Annotated in this window: 20 protein-coding genes and 1 pseudogene; 15 read left to right on the top strand and 6 right to left on the bottom strand. The window is 72.1% G+C overall.

Annotated elements, in window-relative coordinates; all coding sequences use genetic code 11:
* Nucleotides 1-49 precede the first annotated feature (49 nt).
* The 3 genes and pseudogenes from MCBG_RS29520 to tkt form a co-directional block, all read right to left on the bottom strand.
* Nucleotides 50-1,616, bottom strand: a pseudogene (locus MCBG_RS29520) (glucose-6-phosphate isomerase).
* Nucleotides 1,617-1,695: 79 nt separating this feature from the next.
* A complete protein-coding gene (gene tal, locus MCBG_RS29525) occupies nt 1,696-2,874 on the bottom strand; it encodes a transaldolase (protein ID WP_043331133.1) in 1,179 nt (392 codons plus the stop codon).
* A gap of 16 nt (nt 2,875-2,890) precedes the next feature.
* Entirely contained in the window at nt 2,891-5,029 is a 2,139-nt protein-coding gene (gene tkt, locus MCBG_RS29530) for a transketolase (RefSeq protein WP_043329631.1), read from the bottom strand.
* A 264-nt stretch (nt 5,030-5,293) separates the two neighbouring features.
* Here tkt and MCBG_RS29535 point away from each other — a divergent pair, with 264 nt between their 5' ends.
* From MCBG_RS29535 to MCBG_RS29545, 3 genes are all read left to right on the top strand, one after another.
* The gene (locus tag MCBG_RS29535; RefSeq protein ID WP_043329632.1) at nt 5,294-6,253 is read left to right on the top strand and encodes a heme o synthase; all 960 of its coding nucleotides are present in this window, start codon (nt 5,294-5,296) and stop codon (nt 6,251-6,253) included.
* Between the two features lie 219 nt (nt 6,254-6,472).
* On the top strand, nt 6,473-6,805 hold the full coding sequence (locus tag MCBG_RS29540; protein WP_013287454.1) for a hypothetical protein: 333 nt from the start codon (nt 6,473-6,475) through the stop codon (nt 6,803-6,805).
* Between the two features lie 9 nt (nt 6,806-6,814).
* A complete protein-coding gene (locus tag MCBG_RS29545; protein WP_043329634.1) occupies nt 6,815-7,732 on the top strand; it encodes an ATP-grasp domain-containing protein in 918 nt (305 codons plus the stop codon).
* Nucleotides 7,733-8,331: 599 nt separating this feature from the next.
* Here the strand turns inward: MCBG_RS29545 and MCBG_RS29550 are convergent.
* Together MCBG_RS29550 and MCBG_RS29555 are read right to left on the bottom strand one after the other, a co-directional pair.
* Entirely contained in the window at nt 8,332-9,999 is a 1,668-nt protein-coding gene (locus tag MCBG_RS29550; RefSeq protein ID WP_043329635.1) for a right-handed parallel beta-helix repeat-containing protein, read from the bottom strand.
* A 73-nt stretch (nt 10,000-10,072) separates the two neighbouring features.
* On the bottom strand, nt 10,073-11,035 hold the full coding sequence (locus tag MCBG_RS29555) for a COX15/CtaA family protein (protein WP_181373768.1): 963 nt from the start codon (nt 11,033-11,035) through the stop codon (nt 10,073-10,075).
* 208 nt (nt 11,036-11,243) lie between these two features.
* On the opposite strand from MCBG_RS29555, the gene MCBG_RS29560 reads away from it, so the two are divergent.
* The 12 genes from MCBG_RS29560 (at nt 11,244) to MCBG_RS29615 (ending at nt 25,326) form a co-directional block, all read left to right on the top strand.
* Nucleotides 11,244-11,909, top strand: a complete 666-nt coding sequence (locus MCBG_RS29560) for a helix-turn-helix transcriptional regulator (RefSeq protein WP_223201463.1) — start codon at nt 11,244-11,246, stop codon at nt 11,907-11,909.
* Complete coding sequence (gene sufB, locus MCBG_RS29565; RefSeq protein WP_013287447.1) at nt 11,906-13,336, top strand: Fe-S cluster assembly protein SufB; 1,431 nt, start codon at nt 11,906-11,908, stop codon at nt 13,334-13,336. The genes MCBG_RS29560 and sufB overlap by 4 nt, the downstream gene beginning before the upstream one ends.
* A 60-nt stretch (nt 13,337-13,396) precedes the next feature.
* Nucleotides 13,397-14,539: a Fe-S cluster assembly protein SufD gene (gene sufD, locus MCBG_RS29570; RefSeq protein ID WP_043329641.1), complete on the top strand. Its 1,143-nt coding sequence runs from the start codon at nt 13,397-13,399 to the stop codon at nt 14,537-14,539.
* Nucleotides 14,539-14,883 carry a non-heme iron oxygenase ferredoxin subunit gene (locus tag MCBG_RS29575; RefSeq protein WP_013287445.1) on the top strand — a complete coding sequence of 115 codons (345 nt, stop codon included), beginning with the start codon at nt 14,539-14,541 and terminating at the stop codon, nt 14,881-14,883. The genes sufD and MCBG_RS29575 overlap by 1 nt, the downstream gene beginning before the upstream one ends.
* A complete protein-coding gene (sufC, locus tag MCBG_RS29580; RefSeq protein WP_013287444.1) occupies nt 14,883-15,656 on the top strand; it encodes a Fe-S cluster assembly ATPase SufC in 774 nt (257 codons plus the stop codon). Before MCBG_RS29575 ends, sufC begins: the two co-directional genes overlap by 1 nt.
* Before the next feature lie 8 nt (nt 15,657-15,664).
* Nucleotides 15,665-16,969: a cysteine desulfurase gene (locus MCBG_RS29585; RefSeq protein WP_030503257.1), complete on the top strand. Its 1,305-nt coding sequence runs from the start codon at nt 15,665-15,667 to the stop codon at nt 16,967-16,969.
* A complete protein-coding gene (gene sufU, locus MCBG_RS29590) occupies nt 16,969-17,442 on the top strand; it encodes a Fe-S cluster assembly sulfur transfer protein SufU (protein WP_043329643.1) in 474 nt (157 codons plus the stop codon). The genes MCBG_RS29585 and sufU overlap by 1 nt, the downstream gene beginning before the upstream one ends.
* A gap of 11 nt (nt 17,443-17,453) precedes the next feature.
* A complete protein-coding gene (locus MCBG_RS29595) occupies nt 17,454-17,897 on the top strand; it encodes a metal-sulfur cluster assembly factor (RefSeq protein WP_030503259.1) in 444 nt (147 codons plus the stop codon).
* A 636-nt stretch (nt 17,898-18,533) separates the two neighbouring features.
* The gene (locus tag MCBG_RS29600) at nt 18,534-19,187 is read left to right on the top strand and encodes a LysE/ArgO family amino acid transporter (RefSeq protein WP_043329644.1); all 654 of its coding nucleotides are present in this window, start codon (nt 18,534-18,536) and stop codon (nt 19,185-19,187) included.
* A gap of 345 nt (nt 19,188-19,532) precedes the next feature.
* Nucleotides 19,533-23,225, top strand: a complete 3,693-nt coding sequence (locus tag MCBG_RS29605) for a M12 family metallo-peptidase (protein ID WP_043329645.1) — start codon at nt 19,533-19,535, stop codon at nt 23,223-23,225.
* A gap of 85 nt (nt 23,226-23,310) precedes the next feature.
* Nucleotides 23,311-23,949 carry an acVLRF1 family peptidyl-tRNA hydrolase gene (locus tag MCBG_RS29610; RefSeq protein ID WP_051611431.1) on the top strand — a complete coding sequence of 213 codons (639 nt, stop codon included), beginning with the start codon at nt 23,311-23,313 and terminating at the stop codon, nt 23,947-23,949.
* A gap of 165 nt (nt 23,950-24,114) precedes the next feature.
* On the top strand, nt 24,115-25,326 hold the full coding sequence (locus tag MCBG_RS29615) for an RCC1 domain-containing protein (RefSeq protein WP_043329648.1): 1,212 nt from the start codon (nt 24,115-24,117) through the stop codon (nt 25,324-25,326).
* 69 nt (nt 25,327-25,395) lie between these two features.
* Here MCBG_RS29615 and MCBG_RS29620 read toward each other — a convergent pair whose 3' ends face one another.
* Nucleotides 25,396-26,310 (bottom strand): KPN_02809 family neutral zinc metallopeptidase, encoded by a 915-nt coding sequence (locus tag MCBG_RS29620; protein ID WP_043331134.1) that lies wholly within the window; start codon nt 26,308-26,310, stop codon nt 25,396-25,398.
* Between the last annotated feature and the right edge of the window lie 124 nt (nt 26,311-26,434).

Below are 26,434 nucleotides of genomic sequence, written 5' to 3' on the forward strand. Positions count from 1 at the left end.
GGGCCACCTCCTCCTGCGTCTCGGTCCGCTGATTCCAGGTCATTGATCGTCACGTGCGTGTCCGTCCGGCCGTATCCAGCAGCTGGGCGACGCCAGCCGCCCGCTTGGTCAGGTGCAGTCGCAGCACCGGTCGTTCCCGGCCGGCCAGGGCCCGCCGGTCACCGGCGGCCTGGGCCGCCTGGAGCTGCGCGAAGGTGTACGGACGACCGGGCACTTCCAGATCATCGGTGACCGCACCGGTGATCTGGAGGTGCCGGCCGCGGGTGTCCGTGTGCTCCGGCCGGCGCGGTCCCCAGGTGAAGGTGACCGGCCGCCGGGTGTGCCGTGCCAGCAGCGGGCGCAGCCCGGCCAGCGCCGCGTCGGCCCGCGGGTCGAGGTACGCGGTGACCGCGAGGTGTTCCCGTTCGCCCAGCCCGTCGAGCAGCCAGCACAGCGCGCCGGTCAGGTCGGCCGGCGCGCCGCTCGGGGCGTACACCTCGATCGCGTCCTCCACCGACGACGGCGGCCCGCTGTCCGCCTCGTCGTCGGCCGCCGCGGCGGCGGGCGCCGCGAACGGGTCGGTCCGCAGCGTCACCGCGGCGGTCGCGGCGGCGTAGGTCCAGGTGAGCAGGTGCGCGCCGAGCGGCCCGTTGACGGCGACGTCGGCGGCCACGCCCGGGCCGACGCCCGCGCCGAGGGCGCCGCCGAGACCGACTGTGAGCACGCCCGGCCCGGTGGCGCCGGGGGAGTCGGGGGACTCCACGGCCACCGGCAGGAGCCGTCCGCCGGTCGCGTCGGCGAGCAGCGCGCCCGCCCAGCGGCCCAGGCCGTCGAGTCCGGTGCCGTCGGGGACCAGCGCTACCGTGTGCCGGCCCTCGCCGGGCGCCGCGCCCAGGGCCGCGCCGAGCGCGAGGCCCGGGTTGTCCCGGTCCCGGTCGAGCGCGGCGGTGAGCGCCTCCGCCTCGTCCAGCACCTCGGCGACCGGCGCGCCGGCCAGCGCCGCCGGGACCAGGCCGAACGCGGTGAGCGCGGCCCACGGCCCGACCACGCCGGGCTCGGCCGGGAGCACCACCGCGCCCAGCTCGTCGGCGCGCGCCGCGAGGTCCGTGCCGGGCTCGGTGACCACCACGACGTGCCGGGCGGCATTCGGGCCCTCGTCCGCCCACGCCTGCCGGTAGGCCGCAGGTGGGCGTCGGTGGTCCGGTCCAGGCCGTCCGGGCGGCGAGCACCAGGAGGGTACGCGCCGGGCGGTCGGCGAGCGCGGCCCGGACCGGCCCCGGATCGGCGGTGTCGAGCACCGTCACCGGCCGGCCCAGGCATTCGGCCAGCACCTCGGCGGCGAGCGTGTCGCCGCGGGCGCCGGCCAGCACCACGTGGTCCAGGTCGCTCAGCTCGGCGGCCAGCTCGGCGAGCTGGGGGAGCAGGTCCCGGCTGCGCCGGTGGGCGTGCAGCCAGCCCAGCCGGTCGAGGGCCGCCGACTCGGCGGCGGGCCCCCAGAGGGCCGGGTCGGCGGCGGCGAGCCGGGCCGGGACGTCGTGGGCGACGAGCGTGGCGCGCGCCGACGCGCCGAGGGCGTCCGCGCCGCGCACGGCCAGACCGGCGGCCATGTCGGCCCGCCCGGCCAGCAGGTCACTCACGGTGCCGCCCCTCACCCAAACCACGGTACGGCGCGACGCGTCCCGGGGCCGGGCCCCGGGACGCGTCGGACGCCGTCTGTCACGCGTTGCCGCCGGCCTGCTGCGCCGCCTGCGCGTTCTTCCCGGCGGCCCGGTGCGGGCTGCCCGAGCCCTTGGCCGCCTCGGCGAGGGACTTCTTGACCCCCTCCAGCAGCTCCACCCAGCTCGCCTCGAACTTCTCCACGCCCTCGCGCTCCAGCGTGGCGATCACGTCGGACAGGTCAACGCCCACCGCCAGCAGGTCGGCGAAGACCTGGCGGGCGTCGTCGTACGCGACGGTGACGGTGTCCGGCTTCGTCTCGCCGTGCTCGGCGTAGGCGTGGATCACCGGCTCCGGCATGGTGTTGACGGTGCCGGGCGCGATCAGCTCCTCGACGTAGATGACGTCCCGGTAGTCCGGGTTCTTCGTCGAGGTGGAGGCCCACAGCGGGCGCTGCGGGTGGGCGCCCGCGTCGGCCAGCTTCTGCCAGCGCGCCGAGGAGAACACCTCGCCGTAACGCTCGTACGCCAGCCGGGCGTTGGCGACAGCGGCCTTGCCGCGCAGCGCCTTGGCCCGGTCCGAGCCGATCTTCTCCAGCCGCTTGTCCACCTCGGTGTCGACCCGGGAGACGAAGAACGAGGCGACCGAGCCGATCTTCGACAGGTCGTGCCCGTTGGCCTGCGCCTGCTCCAGTCCGGCCAGGAAGGCCTCCATCACCTGCGAGTACCGGTCCAGGCCGAAGATCAGCGTGACGTTGACGCTGATCCCCTCGGCCAGCGTCGCGGTGATCGCGGGCAGGCCCTCCTCGGTGGCCGGGATCTTGATGAACAGGTTCGGCCGGTCGACCAGCCACCACAGCGCCTTGGCCTCGGCGACGGTCTTCGCCGCGTCGTGCGCCGAGCGCGGGTCCACCTCGATCGACACCCGGCCGTCCACGCCGCCGCTGGTCTCGTACGACGGGCGCATCACGTCGCAGGCCCACCGCACGTCGTACGTGGTGAGCATGCGGACCGCCTCCTCGACGTCCACACCACGTACGGCGAGGTCACGAAGCTGCCAGTCGTACTCGCCGGCGTCGCTCAGCGCCTTGGCGAAGATCGTCGGATTGGTGGTCACCCCGGCTACGTGGCTCTCCCGGCGCAGCTTGTCCAGCCCGCCGGAGCTCAGCCGTACCCGGGAAAGGTCGTCGAGCCAGATCGCCACCCCGGCGCCCTGGAGCTCCTTCAGCCTGTCCGTCATGCCGTCCACGCTCCCCTCAGTTGCCGGTCGTGAAACCGGTGATGTCGCCCACCCGGGTCAGCGCCGCGTGCGCGGCGGCCACGATCCGGTCGGGGGTGAACCCGAACTGCTCGAAGAGCACGGTGTGCGGCGCGCTGGCGCCGTAGTGCTCGATGCTCACGCACTCGCCGCTGTCGCCGACGATCGCGCGCCACGACATCGCGATGCCCGCCTCCACGCTCACCCGTGCCTTTACCCCGCGCGGCAGCACCGACTCCCGGTACGCCTCGTCCTGCGCGAAGAACCACTCCTGGCAGGGCATGGAGACGACCCGGGTGGGGGTGCCGTCGGCCTCCAGCCGCTCCCGTGCGGTGAGGCAGAGCTGCACCTCGGAGCCGGTGCCGACGAGGATCACCTGCGGCTTGCCGTTCGACGCCTCGGCCAGCACGTACCCGCCCTTGGCGACGCCCTCGGCGCCGGCCAGGTCGGTGCGGTCGAACGTCGGCAGCGCCTGGCGGCTGAGCGCCAGCGCGGTCGGCCGGTCGGTGTGCTCCAGCGCCTGCCGCCACGCCCAGACCGTCTCGTTGGCGTCGGCCGGGCGCACCACGTCCAGGCCGGGGATGGCCCGCAGCGCGGTCAGGTGCTCGATCGGCTGGTGCGTCGGGCCGTCCTCGCCGAGGCCGATCGAGTCGTGCGTCCAGACGTACGTCACCGGCAGCTTCATCAGCGCGGCCAGCCGCACCGCCGGGCGCATGTAGTCGCTGAACACCAGGAACGTGCCGCCGTACGGGCGGGTGCCGCCGTGCAGGGCGATGCCGTTGAGGATCGCGCCCATGGCGTGCTCGCGGATGCCGAAGTGCAGCGTGCGGCCGTACTCGTCACCGGGGAAGTCCTTGGTGGCGTGCGCGGCCGGGACGAACGACGGCTCGCCCTTCATCGTGGTGTTGTTGCTCTCGGCCAGGTCGGCCGAGCCGCCCCACAGCTCCGGCAGCACCGGCGCCAGGGCCTCCAGGATCTTGCCGGAGGCGGCCCGGGTGGCGACGCCCTTGGCATCCGCCGGGAAGGTCGGCAGCGCGTCGGTCCAGCCGGTCGGCAGCGTACGGGTGGCCATCCGGTCCCACAGCGCCTTGCGCTCCGGGTTGGCCTGCGCCCAGGCGTCGAACCCGGTGGTCCACTCGGCCTGCTCCTGCGCGCCACGCTCCAGCACCTGACGGGCGTGCTTGAGCACCTCCTCGTCGACCTCGAAGGTGCGCTGCGGGTCGAAGCCGAGGATCTCCTTGGTGGCCTTCACCTCGTCCGCGCCGAGCGCCGAGCCGTGGATCTTGCCGGTGTTCTTCTTGTTCGGCGCGGGCCAGCCGATGATGGTGCGCAGCGCGATGAACGACGGCCGGCCGGTCTCCGCCTTGGCGGCCAGCAGCGCCTGGTACAGCGCCTCCACGTCCTCGTGGTAGTCGCCCTGGTCGGCGTCGCCGCTGCGCCAGTCGACGGTCTGCACGTGCCAGCCGTACGCCTCGTAGCGGGCCGCCACGTCCTCGCTCTTGGCGATGCGGGTGTCGTCCTCGATCGAGATCTCGTTGTCGTCGTAGATCACGCAGAGGTTGCCGAGCTGCTGGTGACCGGCGAGCGCGCTGGCCTCGTGGGTGATGCCCTCCTCGATGTCACCGTCGGAGGCGATGCACCAGATGTCGTGCCGGAACGGCGAGTCGGCGCGGTCCGGCTCGCTGTCGAACAGGCCGCGCTCGCGGCGGGCCGCCATCGCCATGCCGACCGCGTTGCCGAGGCCCTGGCCGAGCGGCCCGGTGGTGGTCTCCACGCCCGGGGTGTGGCCGTGCTCCGGGTGGCCCGGGGTGAGCGAGCCCCACTGGCGCAGCGCCTTGAGGTCGTCCAGCGACAGCGGGTAGCCGGAGAGGAAGAGCTGGATGTAGAGCGTCAGGCTGGAGTGGCCGGCGGAGAGCACGAACCGGTCGCGCCCGGCCCAGTTCGGGTCGGCGGGGTTGTGCCGCATGACCCGGTTGAAGAGCAGGTACGCCACCGGGGCGAGGCTCATCGCCGTCCCCGGGTGGCCGTTGCCGGATTTCTCCACGGCGTCCATGGCCAGCACGCGGACCGTGTCGACGGCCCTGCGGTCGAGGTCGGACCAGTTGAGAGCGGGAAGCTCGGGTCGGTTGGCAGCCACGATGGTTGTGCTCCTCGGCAGATGGGCGGAACCCTCACTGATGACCCTATCGAGCGGTGCTAAACGTCCGCCCGGGGATCTCAGCATGCTGTTCTGTACGGATCGCGGACGTCCGGTCGTTCAACCCCAGGTGTGACGGCTCGCACCGTTGCCGGGTCTGCGGGGCAGCCAAAACGACGCCGCGTAGTGTGTGGGGCGGTGTGTGGACCTCGACGGGTCCGGGCCGAACGACCTCCCCCCGCCGATGCCGGAAGGTGGCAATCCGTGAGCATGATCACCGAGCGCCCCGTCAGCAACCCTGCCGGGCAGCCGCCGGTGGGCGCGGTGGCGGAGGCGCCGGCGAGCGGCCGGCGGGACGTACGCGCCGTGGTGGCGGCGTACGTGGCGCTGACCAAGCCGCGGATCGTCGAGCTGCTGCTGGTCACCACCGTTCCGGCGATGATGCTCGCGGACGGCGGCATGCCGTCGCTGTGGCTGGTCGCCGTCGTGCTTGTCGGCGGCTCGCTCGCGGCCGGCGCGGCGAGCGTCCTGAACTGCTACATCGACCGGGACATCGACCAGCTCATGCGGCGCACCAAGCGCCGCCCACTGCCCGCGCACACGGTTTCTCCGCGCAGCGCGCTGATCTTCGGTCTGGTGCTGGCGGCCGTCTCGGTGGCGCTGATGGCGGCGACCACCAACTGGCTGGCGACGGTGCTGACGCTCGCCGCGATCGCCTACTACGACCTGGTCTACACGCTGTGGCTGAAGCGGACCACCGCCGCCAACACGTTCTGGGGCGGTATCTGCGGGGCCGCGCCGGTGCTGATCGGCTGGGCCGCCGTCACCGGCTCGCTGGCGCCGGCCGCGTGGGGCCTGTTCGCCGTGGTCTTCTTCTGGCAGATGCCGCACTTCTACGCGCTGGCCATCAAGTACAAGGCCGACTACGCGCGCGCCGGCGTGCCGATGCTGCCGGTGGTGGCCTCGGTCCGGCGGGTCAACGCCGAGATCATCGGGTTCTCCTGGCTGACCGTGCTCTCCTCGCTGGCGGTCTGGCCGCTCGGGATGAGCCCGATCTACGGTGTCACCGCGCTCGTGGTCGGCGGGATCTTCCTCGTCGAGGCGCACAAGCTGTGCCGTCGCGCGACGCGGGGCGAGGCGGTCAAGCCGATGCGGCTGTTCCACTGGTCCACCACGTACCTCACGATCCTCTTCGCGGCCGTCGCGCTCGACGCGCTGCTCTGACGCGCCCGTCCGGCGGTTCATCAGAAATTTTTTTCGGGCTTCCCCGGAGGGGTTCAACCCGGACAGATTGTGACGATCTCGCCCGCCCGCTTCGCCCAGATATAAGCGACATATGCAGGCGAATTACCTGTGGTTCTTCTTAAACCGGCGGGTAATTGGCATCACATTCAGTTCATGGTTCTCGCACATCCGGGTGGAACTCTGCTTAGGCTTCGCGTCATGGCAGATGGTTCCGATACGACGCTGACGGCTGACAAGACCGCGGAGCAGGCCCCCAACGGCCTGGTCGCGGGCATCAAGTCGTTCGCCGCCGGACACGGCGGCGCGAAGGCGGTCATCGAGTACGTCGGCAAGCGCGGCGCACGGATCGTCCTCGTGGGTTCCGACGGGGTATGGGCAGACCAGTTCGCCGACGGCACCGACGTCGCGCGGCAGGCCTGCGCGAAGGCCGGGGTCGACGTCGAGAACGCCTGGGAGCGTGAACTGATGGACCAGATGCGTCCGAGCAACGACCTGTGGCGGTCGATGGCCCGGCGCACGATGGCCCGTTGACATAACCGAATGACCAACCACCACCAGTCGACCCGGGGGAGACCCCGGGTCGCTTTCGTCACCTGCGCCGAGCTGCCCGACCTCGACCCGGACGACCGGCTCGCGCTCGGCCCGCTCGCCGCCCGCGGGGTCACCACCGAGATCGCGGTCTGGGACGACCCGGCCGTCGACTGGTCCGGGTACGACCTGGTCGTGATCCGCTCCCCGTGGGACTACGCGCGGCGGCGCGACGAGTTCGTGGCCTGGGCGCGTACCGTGCCGGCCCTGGTCAACCCGGCCGACGTGGTCGCCTGGAACACCGACAAGCGCTACCTGTCCGAGCTTTCCGCCGCCGGAGCGCCCACCGTGCCGACGCAGTGGGTCGAGCCCGGGCGGGAGTGGACCCCACCGGCAGGCGGCGAGTACGTGATCAAGCCGGCGGTCAGCGCCGGCAGCCAGGACACCGGCCGCTACGACCTGACCGACCCGGAGCACCGGGAACTGGCGGTGGCCCACGTACGGCGGCTCTCCGACGCCGGGCGGGTCACCATGGTCCAGCCGTACCTGGACGCGGTGGACACCGCCGGGGAGACCGCGCTGCTGTTCCTGGCCGGGCCCGACGGCCTGGCGTTCAGCCACGCGATCCGCAAGGGTCCGATGCTGACCGGGCCGGACCTGGGCGAGGCCGCGCTCTACAAGGAGGAGCGCATCGACGCGCGCACCGCCACCGCGGAGCAGCGCGCGGTGGCCGAGAAGGTGCTGGCAGCCGTGCCGGGCGGCCCGGACCGGCTGCTCTACGCCCGGGTCGACCTGATCCCCGGCCCGGACGGCACGCCGGTGCTGGTCGAGCTGGAGCTGACCGAGCCGAGCCTGTTCGTCGGGTACGCCGACGGCGCCCCGGACCGGCTCGCCGACGCGGTGCTCACCCACTTGACCCCCCGCGCCTGACCCGTCCCGCCTGGCGGTGGCCGTGGCCGTGGCCGTGGCCGTGGCGAGCGTGCCGGCCCTGGCGGCGTCCGGGCTTTGGCAGCGGGCCCGGGACCGCGACCCTCCCGGCTGCGGACGCACCTCGCCGACCCACCCAACGCGGTGCACGCAACGCCAGGCTGTCTCAGGGCTCGAGGCACCCACGGTGTTCCACTCGCTGTCTGCCGGGGCCCTGGGTGGAACACCATGGGTGTCTCAGGGCTGTCCAGGTACCCATGGTGTTCCACTCGCGATCCGTCCGTGCCGTGAGTGGAACGCCATGGGTGGCACGAGGGGGCGCGTTTCCACTCGGGCTGGCGGCGCGTTGGCCGGCCGTCGCCGCCATCGTGGCGTCGGCGGCTTTCGCCGGGGCCCACCGGGCCGCGTCTTCGATACCATCAGCGCGCGCTGCTCGGCCTGCACGTCGCCAAGCTGCTGCACCGCGACGGCGATCTCTGGGTGCTGATCGTCGCGTACGCGGTCAGCAACGGCAGCTTGGTCATGCTGGCTGTCACCACCGACGCCGGCCCGGCTGAACCGGAGCCGCCCGAGCCGCCGGTGCCGCCCGCGCCGCCGGGAGGTCAGTCGCGGTCGCTGTGGTTGCGTGTCCAGCGGCCGCCGATCGGCGGCGTGTCCAGCCGCAGCGCGGCCTCGGCGCCGGCCAGGTCGTTGTCCTCGAACGCGCAGGAGACGCAACTGCCCGCCTCGGTGACCCAGATGCCGTACGCCTGGGTGTCGGCGTCCCGGTGCCAGATCCGGTTGGCGCGCACGGTGGCCGAGTCGAACGGCGCGGCGATGGTGATGCCGCCGCAGGCCGGCGGGCCGTCCGGCAGCTCGTACCTCGTGCCCGGCCCCGGGGTGGCCTCGTTCCAGCCGGTGGTGCCGTCCGGGCGTACCTCGGCCAGGGAGAGCCGGGTGGCGCTGTTGTCGGACACCACCGCGTCCCGTGAGCCGACCCGGACCACCTTGCCCCGGTGCCCGCCGTCGGGCCAGTCCGCGTTGCCGTCGGTGAGCTCGCGCGGGCCGTAGCGCACCGCCTCGCCGGAGCCGGAGCAGGCCGGGGCGGAGCGGCGGCCGTTGTCCCGGATCCGGTTGCCCACGATCGAGGTGTCCAGCATCGGCCGGTCGATCCGGATGCCGTCCAGCGCGTTCTCCCGGATGTCGTTGTCCTGGATCACCACGTCGGCCGCCGCGCCCCGGTAGCCGTGGCCCAGGTCGTGCTCGTGGTAGCCGAAACCGCCGTTGCGGCTGATCCGGTTGCCCTGCACCGTGTACGGGCCGGGGGTGTTGCCCATGCTGATCCCGTCGCCGACGTTGGCGTCGATCACGCAGCCGGTGAGCAGGCCGCCGCGCCCGGCCACCCCGGCGGTGCCGTTGCCGGACACGTCGAAGCCGGCCTCCAGGTTGTTGGTCATGGTGCAGCCGGAGACGATCAACCCGTCGGCGCCCCAGTCGGAGATGCCGAACCGGTTGGCCTGGCTGTGGCAGCCGATGATCCGGAAACCGCGCGGTGGGGTCCAGTAGTCCTTCTGCAACTCCAGGAAGATCCCGTTGGTGCCGTTGCCGATGGTGGTGCAGTTGGCGATGGTGAGGCGCTCCACGTCGCCCCAGCCGCCGATACCGACGCCGATCCCGGCGCCGCCCATCTGGTCGCCGTTGTCCAGCCGGCCGCACCCGACCACGACCACGCCGTCGATCAGGCTGTCCTGGAGGAAGTCACAGCCCAGGCCGGTCGCCCCGGTGTGGTGGATGTAGAGGTTGCGGAACACGCCGCGCACCACGTACTGCAGGCCCAGCCCCTTGGCCAGGTAGTCGTAGGAGGTCTGGGCGACCCCGGAGCCGTCGATCTCGAAGTCGGCGAACGTGCAGTCGGCGATGTGCCGGTCCCGGTCCGCGCCGTGCTGGACGGTGGTCCAGTACGCCAGCGGGACCGGTGCGCTGCGGTCGCCCTCGTTGCTGAGCAGGAACCGGGTCGCGGCCGGTCCGGCGCCGATCAGCGAGACACCGCTGCGCCAGACGGTGCCGGCGTCGCGGATCGAGTACAGGCCGGGCGGACAGTAGATCACCCGGGCCCGGCCGTCGGCGTCGTACCCGGCGCCGAGCCGGTCCACCAGGGCCGCCAGCGCCGGCTGGTCGTTCGTCACCCCGTCGCCGGTGAGGCCGTGCTCGTGGGCGTCGCACCACAGCGGCGCGCCGGCGACCGGCGTCAGCCGTTGCGGCGTGGTGGTGGCGAGGCTCTTGCGCGGCACCGGGAACTCCCCTCGGGCGTACGGTCCGTGGCCCGGACTGCTTTCCCGTTCCCGTCGCGCGATAACGCCCCGCTCAGGCGCCGGCGCCCACCGGCTCGGCGACCGGCTCGGCCGGGGCCGGCGGGGCGGCCGGCAGCCGCTCCCGGGTCGCGAACAGGACGCCGAGCGTGGCCAGCAGCACCAGGCAGGAGCCGAGCATGTGCGCGCCGACCAGCACGCCCGGCAGGTGGGTGAAGTACTGGACGAAGCCGATCACGCCCTGGCCCAGCTCGACCGCGATCAGCACCGCGGCGGCCCGCGCCGCGCGCTCCGCGCCGACCGCCCGGAACGCGAAGTACAGCGCCACCGAGAGACCGATCAGCAGGAAGACGCCGTCGGCGTGCACCTGCGAGATCTGCGTCGGGTCCAGGCCGTTGCGGGCCGCGCCGTGGTCGCCGGCGTGCGGGCCGCTGCCGGTCACCCAGGTGCCGACCACCAGCACCGACGCGCTCACCGCCGTGGTGATCCAGGCGAGGGTACGCAGCGGCGCCGGCACGGTCGGGCTGACCGGCCCGTCCGGCTCCTTGATCCGCCGCCAGAGCGCGTACGCGGCGGCGATGACCGCCATCGAGGCGAGGAAGTGCAGCCCGACCACCCACGGGTTGAGGTTGGTCAGCACGGTGATGCCGCCGATGACCGCCTGGGCCGGGATGCCGAACAGCACGCCGACGGCCAGCGGGAGCAGCCCGCGCCGGCGGGGACGGTGGGCCAGCACGGCCAGCACGACGGCGAGTGCGATGATCCCCACCGCGAAGGTGAGCAGCCGGTTGCCGAACTCGATCACCCCGTGCACCCCCATCTCGGCGGTCGTGGTGTAGGAGTCGTCGGTGCACCGGGGCCAGGTGGGGCAGCCGAGGCCGGACGCGGTGAGCCGGACGGCCCCGCCGGTGACCACGATCGCGACGTTCGCGATGATCGAGGCGAGCGCGAGGCGGCGCAGCAGCGTGGACGAGACCGGGAACCGGACGGAACGCTTCACGGAGCGAATCCTACGCACCGTAGTTGATCCCGATCGGGTGACTCCGCCACCCCGGTGGTCGGAATCACCGGACCCGGGTTTGCGAGCCCCGGACGATTTACGTAACGTTGCCGTTGTGAAAAACGCGGCGGCGCTGTCCCGGGCGTCGGTGACCGGTGCGGTCACCGGCGGTTCGCGGTCGCGTCGTGGCACCCGGCACGTCGAGCGGGAGTCCGCTCCGGCCGACCTGTCGACCCGTGACCGGGTCACCCAGCTCCTGCTGGAGCGGGGCGCCACCACCGCAGCGCAGCTCGGCTCGGCGCTCGGCCTCAGCCCGGCCGCGATCCGCCGGCACCTCGACGCCATGCTCGCCGACGGCGACGTGGTCGCCCGCGACCAGGTCGTGCGCGGCAGCCGGGGGCGGGGCCGACCGGCCAAGGTCTTCGCGCTCACCGAGGCGGCCCGGGGCCGCTGCGGCACCCACCACTACGACAACATGGCCACCGCCGCGCTGCGGTGGATCGCCCGCACCGGCGGCGCCGAGGCGGTCGCGGCGTTCGCGGCCGAGCAGGTCTCCGCGCTGGAGACCCGCTGCCGGGCGGCCATGGAGGACGCGGGAGACGCGCCGCTCGCGCGGGCCGAGGCGCTCGCCGGGGCGCTCACCGCCGAGGGTTACGCTGCCAACGCGTCCACGATCGCCTCCGGCGGCCAGCTCTGCCAGCACCACTGCCCGGTGGCGCACGTGGCCGCCGAGTTCCCTCAGCTGTGCGAGGCCGAGACCGAGGTCATCTCCCGTCTGGTCGGCACCCACGTACAGCGCCTGGCCACCATCGCGCACGGCGACGGCGTGTGCACCACGCACATTCCCGCCCAGTCCGGTTCCACCGTCACCACTGTGAGGACAGATAGATGACCGAGCAGATCGTTCAGCCCCTGACCCAGGAGGAGCAGCTCGCGGCCCTCGGTCGTTACGAGTACGGCTGGGCCGACCCCGACGTCGCCGGGGCGTCCGCCCAGCGCGGCCTCAGCGAGGCGGTGGTGCGGGACATCTCGGCCAAGAAGAACGAGCCGGCCTGGATGCTCGACCTGCGGCTCAAGGGCCTGCGGCTGTTCGGCCGCAAGCCGATGCCGAACTGGGGCGCCGACCTCACCGGGATCGACTTCGACAACATCAAGTACTTCGTGCGGTCCACCGAGAAGCAGGCCACCTCCTGGGAGGACCTGCCCGAGGACATCAAGAACACCTACGACAAGCTCGGCATCCCGGAGGCGGAGAAGCAGCGCCTGGTCGCCGGTGTCGCGGCGCAGTACGAGTCCGAGGTGGTCTACCACCAGATCCGTGAGGACCTGGAGGAGCAGGGCGTCGTCTTCCTGGACACCGACACCGCGCTCAAGGAGCACGAGGACCTGTTCAAGGAGTACTTCGGCACGGTCATCCCGGTCGGCGACAACAAGTTCGCCGCGCTGAACACCTCCGTCTGGTCCGGTGGCTCGTTCATCTACGTGCCGAAGGGCGTGCACGTGGACATCCCGCTGCAGGCCTACTTCCGGATCAACACGGAGAACATGGGCCAGTTCGAGCGGACGCTGATCATCGTCGACGAGGGCGCGTACGTGCACTACGTCGAGGGTTGCACCGCGCCCATCTACTCCTCCGACTCGCTGCACAGCGCGGTCGTGGAGATCATCGTCAAGAAGAACGCCCGGTGCCGGTACACGACCATCCAGAACTGGTCGAACAACGTCTACAACCTGGTCACCAAGCGTGCCGTGTGCCACGAGGGCGCGACCATGGAGTGGGTCGACGGCAACATCGGCTCCAAGGTCACCATGAAGTACCCGGCGGTCTACATGACCGGCGAGCACGCCAAGGGCGAGGTGCTCTCGGTGGCCATGGCCGGCGAGGGCCAGCACCAGGACGCCGGCGCCAAGATGGTGCACGCCGCGCCGCACACCTCCTCGACCATCGTGTCGAAGTCGATTGCCCGGGGCGGCGGCCGCACCTCGTACCGCGGTCTGGTGCAGGTGCTGGAGGGCTCGACCAGCAGCAAGAGCACGGTCAAGTGCGACGCGCTCCTGGTCGACACGATCTCCCGCTCCGACACGTACCCGTACGTCGACATCCGCGAGGACGACGTGTCGATGGGGCACGAGGCGACCGTCTCCAAGGTCAGCGAGGACCAGCTCTTCTACCTGATGAGCCGGGGCCTGAGCGAGGACGAGGCGATGGCGATGATCGTGCGCGGCTTCATCGAGCCGATCGCCAAGGAGCTCCCGATGGAGTACGCGCTGGAGCTCAACCGCCTGATCGAGCTGCAGATGGAGGGCGCGGTCGGCTGACGCCGGCCGCCCGCCCTCCGCCTCACCTGACACCTCGTCGTAGAACAGACCAAGGAAGAGATGACTACCCAGGCTTCCGCGCCGCCCACGACCAAGTCGCAGGCGCTCCGCTCGTACGACGTCGCCGACTTCCCGGCCCTGACCGGCCTGGAGGAGGAGTGGCGCTTCACCCCGCTCAAGCGCCTGCGCGGCCTGACCGGGTCGGCGCAGGGCGCGACCGGCGCGGTCCGGCACGAGTACGGTGACCTGCCCGAGGGCGTCACCGTCGACCGGATCGGCCGGGACGACCCCCGGGTCGGCAGCGTGCTCACCCCGTTCGACCGGGTCAGCGCGCTCGCGTACGGCGGGGCCGACGGCGCGCTGCTGGTGCGCGTCGACCGCGACGCGGTCGTGGAGGCGCCGGTGCGCCTGCGGGTGGTCGGCGAGAACGCCGAGGCGCTCGCCTTCGGTCACACGTTCGTCGAGGTGGACCGGTTCGCCGAGGCCACCGTGGTGGTCGAGCACGTCGGCTCGGCCACGCTGGCCGACAACGTCGAGGTGACTGTGGGCGACGGGGCGAAGCTGACCCTGGTCACCGTCGCCGACTGGGCCGACGACGCGGTGCAGGCGCAGCACCTCAAGGTACGGCTGGGCCGCGACGCCCGGATCCTGCACGTGCAGGTCAGCCTCGGCGGCGACCTGGTCCGGCAGTACACGTCTGTGGAGTACACCCAGCGTGGCGGCGAGGCCGAGCTGTACGGCGTCTACTTCGCCGACTCCGGCCAGCACCTGGAGCACCGGCAGCTGGTCGACCACACCGTGCCGGACTGCCGCAGCAACGTCGGCTACCGGGGCGCGCTGCAGGGCGACGACGCGCACACGGTCTGGGTCGGCGACGTGCTGATCCGCGCCGAGGCCACCGGCACCGACACGTACGAGATCAACCGGAACCTGCTGCTCACCGACGGCGCGCGGGCCGACTCCGTACCCAACCTGGAGATCGAGACCGGCGAGATCGCCGGCGCCGGGCACGCCAGCGCGACCGGCCGGTTCGACGACGAGCAGCTGTTCTACCTGATGGCCCGGGGCATCCCGGAGGCCGAGGCGCGGCGCCTGGTGGTGCGCGGCTTCTTCGCCGAGCTGATCAACAAGATCCCGGTCGAGGACCTGCGCGAGCGCCTGGGCGACGCCATCGAGGCCCGGCTGGCGAAGGCCGGCGCCTGATGCTCAAGATCTGCTCCACCGAGGACGTGCCGAAGGGCACCGTGATCAGCGCCGACGTGGACGGCGTGCAGGTCGCGATCGTGCACGGCGAGGACGACGTGTTCTACGCCGTGCACGACGAGTGCTCGCACGCCGCCGTGGCGCTGTCCGAGGGCGAGGTCGAGGGCTGCACGCTGGAATGCTGGCTGCACGGATCCCGTTTCGACCTGCGTACCGGTGAGCCCACCGGCCTGCCCGCGACCGAACCCGTACCCGTCTATCCCGTCGAAGTCCGCGACGGCGACATCTACCTTTCCGTGGACGGCGACGGCCGTCCGCTGCCGAGCAATGGAGTGACCCGCTGATGAGCACCCTGGAGATCCGCGACCTGAAGGTGTCGGTCAAGCTGCCCGAGGGTGAGCTCAAGCCGATCCTGCACGGGGTCGACCTGACCGTGCGCTCCGGCGAGACGCACGCCATCATGGGCCCGAACGGCTCCGGCAAGTCCACGCTGGCGTACTCGATCGCCGGTCACCCGAAGTACGAGATCACCGGCGGCGAGGTGACCCTCGACGGCGAGGACGTGCTGTCCATGTCCGTCGACGAGCGGGCCCGCGCCGGTCTCTTCCTGGCCATGCAGTACCCGGTCGAGGTCCCCGGCGTGTCGGTGGCCAACTTCCTGCGTACCGCCAAGACCGCCATCGACGGCGAGGCGCCGAAGCTGCGCACCTGGGCCGGCGAGCTGCGCGGCGCCATGGAGAAGCTCCAGATGGACCCGGCGTTCGCCCAGCGCAACGTCAACGAGGGCTTCTCCGGCGGCGAGAAGAAGCGGCACGAGATCGTGCAGCTGGAGCTGCTCAAGCCGAAGATGGCGATCCTCGACGAGACCGACTCCGGCCTGGACGTGGACGCGCTGCGCGTGGTCAGCGAGGGCGTGAACCGGGTGCGCGACACCGGTGACACCGGCCTGCTGCTGATCACCCACTACACGCGCATCCTGCGCTACATCAAGCCGGACTTCGTGCACGTCTTCGTGGCCGGCCGGATCGTCGAGCAGGGCGGCCGGGAGCTTGCCGACAAGCTCGAGGAAGAGGGCTACGAGCGCTACGTCGCCGGAGCCGGCGCGGCGCGGGCCTGAGACTCGACATGACCTCGATGGCCATCCCGGCGGGCATGCCGCAGTACGACGACGTGCCGCGCTTCGACGTGGCGAAGGTGCGGGCCGACTTCCCGATCCTCGACCGGGAGGTCAACGGCCACCCGCTGGTCTACCTCGACAGCGCCAACACCTCGCACAAGCCGCGGCAGGTGCTCGACGTGCTCGCCGAGCACTACGCGCTGCACAACGCCAACGTGTCGCGCTCGGTGCACACGCTGGGCACCGAGGCGACCGAGGCGTACGAGGGCGCGCGGGCGAAGATCGCCGCGTTCATCAACGCGCCGAGCGTGGACGAGGTGGTGTTCACCAAGAACTCCACCGAGGCGATCAACATCGTGGCGTACGCCTTCTCCAACGCCTCGCTGCGCGCGGACGGCGACCCGCGGTTCCGGCTCGGCCCTGGTGACGAGATCGTGATCTCCGAGATGGAGCACCACTCGAACATCGTCCCGTGGCAGCTGCTCGCGGAGCGTACCGGCGCGACGCTGCGCTGGTTCCCGGTCACCGACCAGGGCCGGCTCGACGAGTCCGGCCTGGACGACCTGGTCACCGAGCGGACGAAGATCGTCTCGCTGGTGCACATGTCGAACATCCTCGGCACCGTCAACGCCACCGCGCGGATCACCGCGCGGGTCCGCGAGGTCGGCGCGCTGCTGCTGCTCGACTGCTCGCAGTCGGTGCCGCACCTGCCGATGGACGTGGTCGACTACGACGCCGACTTCATCGTCTTCACCGGGCACAAGATGTGCGGCCCGACCGGCATCGGCGTGCTCTGGGGCCGGGGCGAGCTGCTCGCCGCGATGCCCCCGGTGATGGGCGGCGGCTCGATGATCGAGACGGTGACCATGGGCGGCTCGACGTTCGCCGCGCCGCCGGCCCGGTTCGAGGCGGGCACCCCGCCGATCGCCGAGGCGGTCGCGCTCGGCGCGGCGGTGGACTACCTCACCGCGATCGGCATGCCGGCCATCCAGTGGCACGAGAAGGAGCTGACGGCGTACGCGCTGGACGCCCTCGCCACCGTGCCGGACCTGCGGATCTTCGGCCCGACGGTGCCGGTGGGCCGGGGCGGGACGATCTCGTTCGCGCTCGGTGACGTGCACCCGCACGACGTCGGGCAGGTGCTCGACTCGCTCGGCGTGCAGGTGCGGGTGGGTCACCACTGCGCCCGGCCGGTGTGCACCCGGTTCGGGGTGCCGGCCACGACGCGGGCGTCGTTCTACCTCTACACCACCACCGCGGAGATCGACGCCCTGGTGGCGGGTCTGGAGCGGGTGCGGAAGGTGTTCCAGTGATGCAGCTCGAATCCCTCTACCAGGAGATCATCCTGGACCACTACAAGCACCCGCACGGCCGTGGCCTGCGGGACGCGGCGGACCCGGCCGCCCGGGTCGGCGAGGCGCACCACGTCAACCCGACCTGCGGCGACGAGATCACCGTACGGGTGGCGACCGACGGCACGGTGTTCACCGACATCTCGTACGACGGGATGGGCTGCTCGATCAGCCAGGCGTCGGCGAGCATCCTGCACGAGCTGCTGCGCGGCAAGGCGGCGAGCGACGCCGCGGTGGTGCACGAGGCGTTCGTGGAGTTGATGTCCGGGCGGGGCCAGGTCACGCCGGACGAGGACGTGCTCGGAGACGGGGTGGCGTTCGCGGGTGTCGCGCGCTACCCGGCCCGGGTCAAGTGCGCGCTGTTGTCGTGGATGGCGTTCAAGGACGCCGCGGCACGCGCCGGGGTGGGCGTGAGCCCGGAGGTGAAGGCATGAGCGACGAGAACATGACCTCGGAGACCGGCGCGGTGGCGACCGACGGCGCTGTTGCCGGTGGCGCGGCCGTCAACGGGGCTGTCGCTGACGGCGCGGCCGCGGGTGCGGGTGCGTCTGCGCCGGCCGGCGGCAAGGCCGCGATCGGTGACATCGAGGAGGCGATGAAGGACGTCGTCGACCCCGAGCTGGGCATCAACGTGGTCGACCTGGGCCTGGTGTACGGCGTCCACGTCGACGACGACAACATCGCCACCCTGGACATGACGCTGACCTCGGCGGCCTGCCCGCTGACCGACGTGATCGAGGACCAGGCCCGGCAGGCGCTGACCACCGGCCCCGGCGGCGGTCTGGTCAACGACATCCGGATCAACTGGGTGTGGCTGCCGCCGTGGGGCCCCGACAAGATCACCGACGAGGGGCGCGACCAGCTCCGCTCGCTCGGCTTCAACGTCTGACCGTTCTCCCGGTCACCGCCGCGGGCGCGGCGCCCCTGAGGGGGTGCCGCGCCCGTTCGGCATGATCGACACCGTTACGCCGAAGTGGTGTGGTCGGTGTGGGTCTGATGCCGCTACATCGGGGTAGTGGAGTCGATCATGGTGGGTTGACGGCACTGCCCACCGGTGTCGGTGCCAGGAAAGCGAGATCTTGGTACGAGATCGGCCCTTGGGCGGCCGTTTCCTTCCCGATTTCCCCTTCTCCCTCATGCCAGGATCCGCCTCCCTCATTGTGGGAAACCGTCCGCCTGTTCGGCATGATCGACACCGTTACGCCGAAGTGGTGTGGTCGGAGTGGGTCTGATGCCGCTACATCGGGGTAGTGGTGTCGATCATGGTGGGCTGGCAGCGCCGCCCACCGGTGTCGGTGTCCGGAACGGCGCGATCTTGGTACGAGTTCGCCCCCGTGGGGGCAGATTCGTACCAAGATCTCCAGCCCAGCTCAGCCGTGGAAAAGCGGTCGCGGGATGGGGGAGCGTGGGCGCAGGATGAGCGGGTGATCGAGGCGTACCCGAAGCAGGCTCCTGTCCGTGCGGCCACTGCCGCGCGTCGACAGCGCACCCTGCCCTCGGCCGCCTCGCCCCACCTCCCGTCGTCGTGACCGGGGCGTTCCTCGCCGGCCTTGTCGCCGGCTACGGCGTCGCCATCCCGGTCGGCGCGATCGCGATCCTCATTCTCGGACTCAGCGCACGTACCTCGTTCCGGGTCGGTTCGGCGGCGGCGCTCGGCGTGGCCACCGCCGACGGGCTCTATGCGGCCGTCGCGGCGCTCGGCGGGGCCGCGGTGGCGAGCGGGCTCGCGCCGTTCGCGGGTCCGCTGCGGCTGGTCGCCGCGGGGGTGCTGTTGGCCCTCGCCGGCTTCACCGCCTGGCGCGCGCTGCGCCCATCCGCCCCGACGCAGGAGCCGAGCTCACCCGCCCCGACGCAGGAGCCGAGCCCGCGGGGTGGGCTGGACACGCCGGCGCGGGCGTTCGCCGCGGTTCTCGCGCTGACCCTGCTCAACCCGGCCACCGTCGTCTACTTCGTGGCGCTCGTCCTCGGCCGGGGCGACGTGCTCGGCTCGAGCCCGGTCGGCGCGGCCGCCTTCACGACAGGCGTTTTCCTCGCCTCGGCCAGCTGGCAGCTGCTGATCGCCGGGGGCGGCTCGTTGATCGGCCGGGCCCTCACCGGTCCCCGGGGGCAGCGGGTCACCGCGCTGCTGTCCAGCGTCATCATCGCCGCCCTCGCGGTCGCCACAGTGCTCGGCGTCTGACCGAAGGAGACAGCAGCACCGAAGGAGACAGCAGCACCGGAGGGACAGCAGCGCCGAAGGGGACAGCAGCACCGGAGGGGACGGCCGCGATGTGTCGGCCGGTTCATGAGCTTTATCCGGGGCCCGGCCGTACCGGCAGTTGCGGATGACGGATGACATCGATCGGGTCCCGCGAGCCGGGCCGACCCGAAGCACCGTCCAGACAGAACCGCATCATCTTTGCGGGTGATGTTCGGGCTCGCGAGGGGTCCTAGGGTCACGGAACAATCCGTGGACCGCTCACGTACATCCGGTCATCCCCGCCGGTCGTGCGTCGATCCACACCGGACCCAGCAGGGAGAAGACTTGAGGATCACCCTGTGGCGTCCGCCGCGCGACCGGCAACCCGCCCGGCGCGGACGGACCGCTGCCCTCCTCGTCGCCGCGCTGGCCGCGGCGACGCTTCCCGTTCTCGCGGCGCCCGCGCCCGCCTCCGCCGCACCCGGCGTCCACGGACCGTGGCAGAAGGTGGACGGCAAGCCGGCGGCCACGAAGGCGGGCCGCAAGGCTGCCGTCAAGGCCAAGCGGCTGGCCGCGTACAAGCTGGACCGCGGCACCATGAAGGGCCTCCTGGACAAGGCGCCGGCCGAGAAGCGCGTGGCGGTGGCCCGGGTGGCGAAGCAGGTGGTGTCGCTGCCCGCTCCGGACGGCACGTTCCAGCGCTTCGAGCTGGTCGACTCGCCGGTGATGGAGGCCGGCCTGGCCGCGAAGCACCCGGAGATCACCACGTACGCCGGCAAGGGCCTGGACGACCCGGCCGCGACCATCCGCGCGGACCTCACCCCGCTCGGGTTCCACGCCTCGGTCCGGTCGGCCAAGGGCAACTGGTACATCGACCCGTACTACCAGGGCGACCAGAGCCTGTACGCGAGCTACTTCGCCCGCGACCTGGAGCACCCGGAGGGCGAGTTCGTCGAGCGTGAGGACGTCACGCAGGAGGCGCACGCGCTGGCCGAGGAGATCGCCGAGGCGGAGGTCCCGGCCGGGCCGCTGGTGAAGCTGCGCACCTACCGGGTGGCTCTGGTGACCGACCCGTCGTACGCCACCTACTTCGGCGCGGAGAACGTCACCGCCGCGAAGGTGACGCTGATGAACCGGGTCACCCAGATCTACGAGGACGAGACGGCGATCCGGCTCGTGCTGATCAACGACACCGACAAGACGAACCTGAACACGCCAGCCCTGGCCACCGAGCCGAACGGGCCGTGCGGCGCGGCGGCCTGCTTCACGCCGGCGCAGCTCACCTCCTGCGGCGGCGGCACGCTCAGCCGTAACCGGATCGTGCTCGGCCAGCTGGTCGGCGCGAGCAACTACGACGTGGGCCACGTCGGCCTGGGCGTCAACGGCGGCGGCGTGGCCAGCCTCGGCGTGATCGGCGGCAACGGCAAGGCGCAGGGCTGCACCGGCCTGCCGACACCGGTCGGCGACTTCTACGCGGTCGACTACGTCTCGCACGAGATGGGTCACCAGTTCGCCGGCAACCACACCTTCAACGGCACCCAGTACAACTGCTCGGGCGGCAACCGCAGCGCGGCCAACTCGTACGAGCCGGGCAGCGGTTCGTCGATCATGGCGTACGCGGGCATCTGCCAGCAGGACAACCTCCAGCCGCACAGCGACCCGTACTGGTCGCACCGCAGCTACACCGAGATCACCAACTACGTCACGTCGAACCGCCCGGCCATCAACGAGGTGCAGAACGTCTCGCTGTACGGGTTCGACGCCGACGGTGACTCGTTCACCATCAGCTACGCGGGCAGCGACTCGGCGCCGATCACGCGGGGCGTCAACTACACCACCGCGGGCATCAAGGCGGCCATCGAGGGCATCGCCGGCTGGCCGGCCGGCGCGACGGTCACCGTGGCCGCGTTCGGTGGCAGCGGCACGCTCAACGACAACGGCTTCCAGGTGACGTTCGGCGGCACGCTGGCCACCACCAACGTGGCGTCGCTGGAGCTGACGAACGCCTCCGGCGCGTCCGGTTTCGTCGGCGAGACGGCCAAGGGCGGCGCCATCGACAACGGCGGCTGGCTGGTCGAGGAGACCACCAACCACGCCCCGGTGGTCACCGTCCCGGAGACCGTCACCATCCCGGTGCGTACGCCGTTCGCGCTGACCGGCAGCGCCACCGACGCCGACGGCGACACCGTCACGTACCTGTGGGAGCAGAACGACAGGGGCGCCACGACCGGCACCGCGCTGACGAACAACACGAAGGTCAACGGTCCGCTGTTCCGGGTGTTCGGCGAGGCGGCGATCGTGTCGCCGACGGACACGCTGAAGTACTACTCGCCGGGGCTGAACGCGGTCACCACCGACTCGACCCGGGTGTTCCCGGACATGCGGCAGATCCTGGCCGGCAACACCAACGCGGCCACCGGCGCCTGCCCGGCTGCCCCGGCGCCGCCGGCCACCGGTGGCGCGTCGAACGTGCCGGCCGAGCTTGTCGACTGCTACTCCGAGTTCCTGCCCACCCGCGACTGGGTCGGCATCGCGGGTGACCGGACCCTGCACTTCAAGCTCACCGCCCGGGACGGGCGGCTGGGCGGCGGCGGCATCGGCAGCGGCGACGTCGACGTGGTGCTGGCGCCGGACGCGGGTCCGTTCCTGGTGACCTCGCAGGGCGCCGCCGCCGTCCTGGACGGCGGCTCGACCCAGACCGTGACGTGGGACGTGGCCGGCACCGACGTGGCGCCGGTGAACGCCGCGCAGGTGAAGATCTCGCTGTCCGCCGACGGCGGGCTGACCTTCCCGTACGTGCTGGCGGAGCAGACCGCCAACACCGGCTCGGCGACGGTGACGCTGCCGAACGTGGCGACCGGGAAGGCCCGGATCAAGATCGAGGCGGTCGGGAACGTCTTCTTCGACGTCAACGACGCCGACTTCACGGTCCGGTCCGCCCCGGCCGTCACCAGCACCGCCCCGGACGGCGTGAGCGTCCAGTACAGCGACGCGCTCTCGCCTGCCGTCACGGTCACCGCCACCGACGGCGACACCACGGGCGCGGACCTGACCGCCGCCGCCACCGGGCTGCCCGCCGGCCTGTCCCTGGCCGTCACGAGCACCTCCGCGGCCGACGCCCGGCCGGGCTCGCGTACCTGGACGGTCGCCGGCACCACCACGGCGGCCCCGGGTGCCTATCCGGTCACGGTGACCGTCTCCGACGGTTCCGGGCTGACCGGCAGCACCTCGTTCACGATCACGGTCACCGCCGAGGACGCGGCGGTCAGCTGGGCCGGTGACACGCTGGTGAACACCGCGACCGGCGGCGCCTCCGGCAAGGCCCTGCTGCGGGCCGTGGTCCGGGACAGCTCGGTGCTGCCCGGCGCGACGGACACCACAGCCGGTGACATCCGGACCGCCACCGTCACCTTCACGAAGGACGGCGTGACGCTCTGCGCCGCAGTGCCGGCCCTGCTGGGCACGGCCACCACGAGCGCGTCCGCGGCGTGCGAGGCCACGCTGCCGAAGGGCACGCACACCGTCACCGCGACAGTGGGCGGCAACTACACGGGCAGCACCACCGCGCAGGTGACAGTCGCCGTCTCCGACGGCGGGTTCCTCACCGGTGGCGGTCACCTGACCGCCACCCGCTCGGCGGGCACCTACCCGGCCGACGTGAACTCCACCGTCGAGGTGGAGCTGAACGCGAAGCCGGGCAAGGCGAACAAGCCGGCCACCGGCAAGGCCGAGATCGAGTTCCGCTCCGGCGGGAAGGCGTACACGATCAAGGCCGGCACCGTCGACGCGCTCGGCGTCACCTCGGCGGGCAAGGTCGCCCAGGTGCGCTACCAGGCCGCCCTGTACGACAACAAGGGCAAGCTGGTGGCCTCCGGCCTGACCCTGGCCGTGACGGTGACCGACCGGGGCGCCCCCGGCAGGAACGACACCGTCGGGGTCACGCTGTGGAAGGGCGGTGCGCTGCTCTTCTCGTCCGACTGGACGGGCGGCGGCACCGCCGAGGTCACGCTGAAGGGCGGCAACCTCACCGTCCACTGATCCACCCGGTAGACGCGGGAGGGCACCGGTCACGGTGTCCTCCCGCGCTGCGTTGCGGGGCCCGCCGATGCCGTACCGTCGGGCCATGAGCAGCCGACCCGCCGCCGGCGGCGGCCGGTGGGTCGAGGTCGACCCCGGCCGCGTCGCCCGCTGGGTCGAGGGTTTCACCGACCGGCACGGCCCGCCCACGACCACAGTCCAGGAGTACGGGCTCCTCCTCACCGCCCCGGACGACGCCACCGCCGAGCTGCACACCCCGCCCGGGGCGAGCGCGTCGGCGGACGTACCCGGATTCGTCGCCTCCGCCACCGCGGCCCGCCGGATCGGTCTGCTGCTGGCCCGCAAGGGCGCTGTCGCGGTCGGCATCGCCGACGGCGCCGACCTGGTGGTCTCCAAGGTGGACACCCGGTACGTGCAGGGGCGTACCGCGGCGGGCGGCTGGTCCCAGCAGCGGTTCGCCCGGCGGCGCGACAACCAGGCGAAGGCGGCCCTGGGCGACGCGGCCGAGCTGGCCGTACGCCTGCTGTTGCCGGAGGCCGGAACGCTGTCGACGCTGGTGTGCGGCGGCGACCGGCGCGCGGTGGACACGGTGCTGACCGACCGACGGCTGGCCCCGCTGGCGGCGCTGCGCGCGCCGCGCCTGCTCGACGTGCCGGAGCCCCGGCACGCGGTGCTGGTGGCCGCCGTCGCGGCCGCCCGGGCGGTCCACATCCTGGTCCGCTGAACAGGAAAGATCACCTCAAGACGGCGCAATCCCGCTCCTCGATGGTGCATCGAATCGACTCGATGCCTATCGTCGGTGTCACGAAGCGGCGGGTCTCCGGGCGACCCGCAGGGGCAGCTTCGCCTCCGCCATCACGCGCCGACATCGTTGGGAGACAACAACTTCATGAGCGGATATCAGGACGGCCGGCTGCGAGCCCGGTGGCGCCGTGCGACGAGACTCCTCGTCGCGGCGGCGGCAATGAGCGCCGGAAGCCTCGTGCTCACCGCCACACTCACCGCCGGTACGGCGAACGCGGGCCCGGCGCAGCGCGCCGCGCTCGCCGCGCCCACCGTCAGCAGCGTCACCGCGGGCGGCGCGCACACGTGCGCGATCAGCACCGACGGGGGACTGTGGTGCTGGGGCTCGAACTACGGCGGTCAGCTCGGCGACGGGACCACCACGAACCGCAGCGCCCCGACGCGGGTCGGCACCGCCACCTGGACGAACGTCGACGCCGGCACCGGCCACACCTGCGCGGTCCGCACGGACGGGACGCTGTGGTGCTGGGGCTCGAACTTCCGGGGCCAGCTCGGCGACGGGAGCACCACCAGCCGCAGCGCCCCGGTGCAGGTCGGCACCGCGACCACCTGGGCCCGGGTCGACGCCGGCCCCCAGCACACCTGCGCGATACGCACCGACGGCACGCTCTGGTGCTGGGGCTTCAACCGGACCACCCAGCTGGGCGTCGGCGCCTCGCCGTACGTCGCGAACACCCCGCTGCAGGTCGGCACGGCCACCGACTGGGTGAGCGTCTCGACCGGCTACGGGCACACCTGCGGTATCCGGACCGGCGGCACGCTCTGGTGCTGGGGGGCCAGCTCGGACGGCCAGCTCGGGCTCGGCAACCTGACGCCGCAGACCGCGCCCGCGCAGGTCGGCACCGCGACCGGGTGGACCGGCGTCGCGGCCGGGTACGCGCACACCTGCGGGGTCCGCGCCGGCGGGCTGTGGTGCTGGGGTGAGAACGGATACGGCCAGCTCGGCGTGAGCGGCTCGTACCGGACCGCGCCGGTGCAGATCGGCACCGCCACCACGTGGAACCGGATCGCCGCGAGCAGCGACACGTCCTGCGCGTCGCGTACCGACGGGACCCTCTGGTGCTGGGGCAAGAACTCCGCCGGCCAGGTGGGCGACGGCAGCACCACCCACCGGTCCGCGCCCGCGCAGGTCGGCACCGCCACCAGCTGGACCGGCGGGCTCGCGGTCACCGACCACGGCTGCGCGATCCGTACCGACGCCGGCCTGTGGTGCTGGGGCGACAACAGCGGGGGCCAGCTCGGTGACGGGACGACCGTCAACCGGTCCACTCCGGCTCAGGTGACACTGCCGGCCTGACCGGCCCCGGAAACGACATCGGCCCGCACCGCCGTCCGTGGCGGTGCGGGCCGATGCGCCGAGCGGGGATCAGGCCCCGGCGCCGAAGGTGTCGCAGGACTTCGGGTCACCGGTGGTGAAGCCCTTGGTGAACCACTGCTTGCGCTGCTCCGAGCTGCCGTGGGTGAACTCGTCCGGGTTCACCGGCCGACCGGAACGCTCCTGGATCGCGTCGTCGCCGATCTTCTCGGCGGCGTCGATGGCCTGGGAGATGTCCTCCTCGGTGATGCTCTTGAAGATCTTCTGCCCGCGCTCGTCGGCGGTGCCGGTGGCGTTCTTCGCCCACGCGCCGGCGTAGCAGTCGGCCTGCAGCTCCAGCTTCACCGACAGCGCGTTCGCGCTCTGCGGGTCACGCTCCTGCTGGCGGCGCATCTGCGCCTCGGTGCCGAGCAGGTCCTGCACGTGGTGGCCGTACTCGTGGGCCAGCACGTACGGCTGGGCGAACTCGCCCTTGGCGCCGAGCTGGTCGGCCAGCAGCCGGTAGAACGTGAGGTCGATGTAGACCTGGTCGTCGGCCGGGCAGTAGAACGGGCCCACGCCGGAGTCGGCGGCGCCGCAGGCGGTGCTGACGTTCTGGCTGAAGAACACCGTCTTCGACGGCTTGTACTGCTCGCCGAACGCCTCCGGCATCGCGGTACGCCAGTACGCCTGGATCGAGTTGACGTAGAGGGTGTTGCGGCAGTCGAGCTGCTCCAGCGCGTCCTGCGCCGAGCACTTCTGCTCCAGCGAGGTGTTGTCGCCCTGCTCGGAGCCGCCGCCGTTGGTGGCGGCGTTGAGGCCGAAGCCGCCGCCCACCAGGGCGACGAGCACGGCGATGATGATGCCCACGATCCCGCCCCGGCCGCCGCCGATCGGGATCGGAATGCCCATCCCGCCGCCTCCGCCGGACCCTCGCCGGTCGTCCACCTGGCTGGTGTCGACCCGCGCGTTCTCGTTCAGCTCCATGTTGACCCCGATCACCGATGTGTCCGTTTGTGATGGTTGCGGTACCGGACCGGGTCCGGACGGCGGATTTCGTACCCGATGATCTTGCACGGTAATCCGGCGGAAGGGGCCCGCGGGGACCGGT

Source organism: Micromonospora sp. M42, assembly GCF_000568915.1.
GTDB lineage: Bacteria > Actinomycetota > Actinomycetes > Mycobacteriales > Micromonosporaceae > Micromonospora > Micromonospora chalcea.

Excerpts from the sequence above, each read along its gene's own strand:
- tal (WP_043331133.1), bottom strand. The coding sequence starts at position 2,874 with ATGACGGACAGGCTGAAGGAGCTCCAGGGCGCCGGGGTGGCGATCTGG.
- MCBG_RS29540 (WP_013287454.1), top strand. The coding sequence starts at position 6,473 with ATGGCAGATGGTTCCGATACGACGCTGACGGCTGACAAGACCGCGGAG.
- MCBG_RS29545 (WP_043329634.1), top strand. The coding sequence starts at position 6,815 with ATGACCAACCACCACCAGTCGACCCGGGGGAGACCCCGGGTCGCTTTC.
- sufB (WP_013287447.1), top strand. The coding sequence starts at position 11,906 with ATGACCGAGCAGATCGTTCAGCCCCTGACCCAGGAGGAGCAGCTCGCG.
- sufD (WP_043329641.1), top strand. The coding sequence starts at position 13,397 with ATGACTACCCAGGCTTCCGCGCCGCCCACGACCAAGTCGCAGGCGCTC.
- MCBG_RS29575 (WP_013287445.1), top strand. The coding sequence starts at position 14,539 with ATGCTCAAGATCTGCTCCACCGAGGACGTGCCGAAGGGCACCGTGATC.
- sufC (WP_013287444.1), top strand. The coding sequence starts at position 14,883 with ATGAGCACCCTGGAGATCCGCGACCTGAAGGTGTCGGTCAAGCTGCCC.
- MCBG_RS29585 (WP_030503257.1), top strand. The coding sequence starts at position 15,665 with ATGACCTCGATGGCCATCCCGGCGGGCATGCCGCAGTACGACGACGTG.
- sufU (WP_043329643.1), top strand. The coding sequence starts at position 16,969 with ATGCAGCTCGAATCCCTCTACCAGGAGATCATCCTGGACCACTACAAG.
- MCBG_RS29595 (WP_030503259.1), top strand. The coding sequence starts at position 17,454 with ATGACCTCGGAGACCGGCGCGGTGGCGACCGACGGCGCTGTTGCCGGT.
- MCBG_RS29610 (WP_051611431.1), top strand. The coding sequence starts at position 23,311 with ATGAGCAGCCGACCCGCCGCCGGCGGCGGCCGGTGGGTCGAGGTCGAC.
- MCBG_RS29615 (WP_043329648.1), top strand. The coding sequence starts at position 24,115 with ATGAGCGGATATCAGGACGGCCGGCTGCGAGCCCGGTGGCGCCGTGCG.
- MCBG_RS29620 (WP_043331134.1), bottom strand. The coding sequence starts at position 26,310 with ATGGAGCTGAACGAGAACGCGCGGGTCGACACCAGCCAGGTGGACGAC.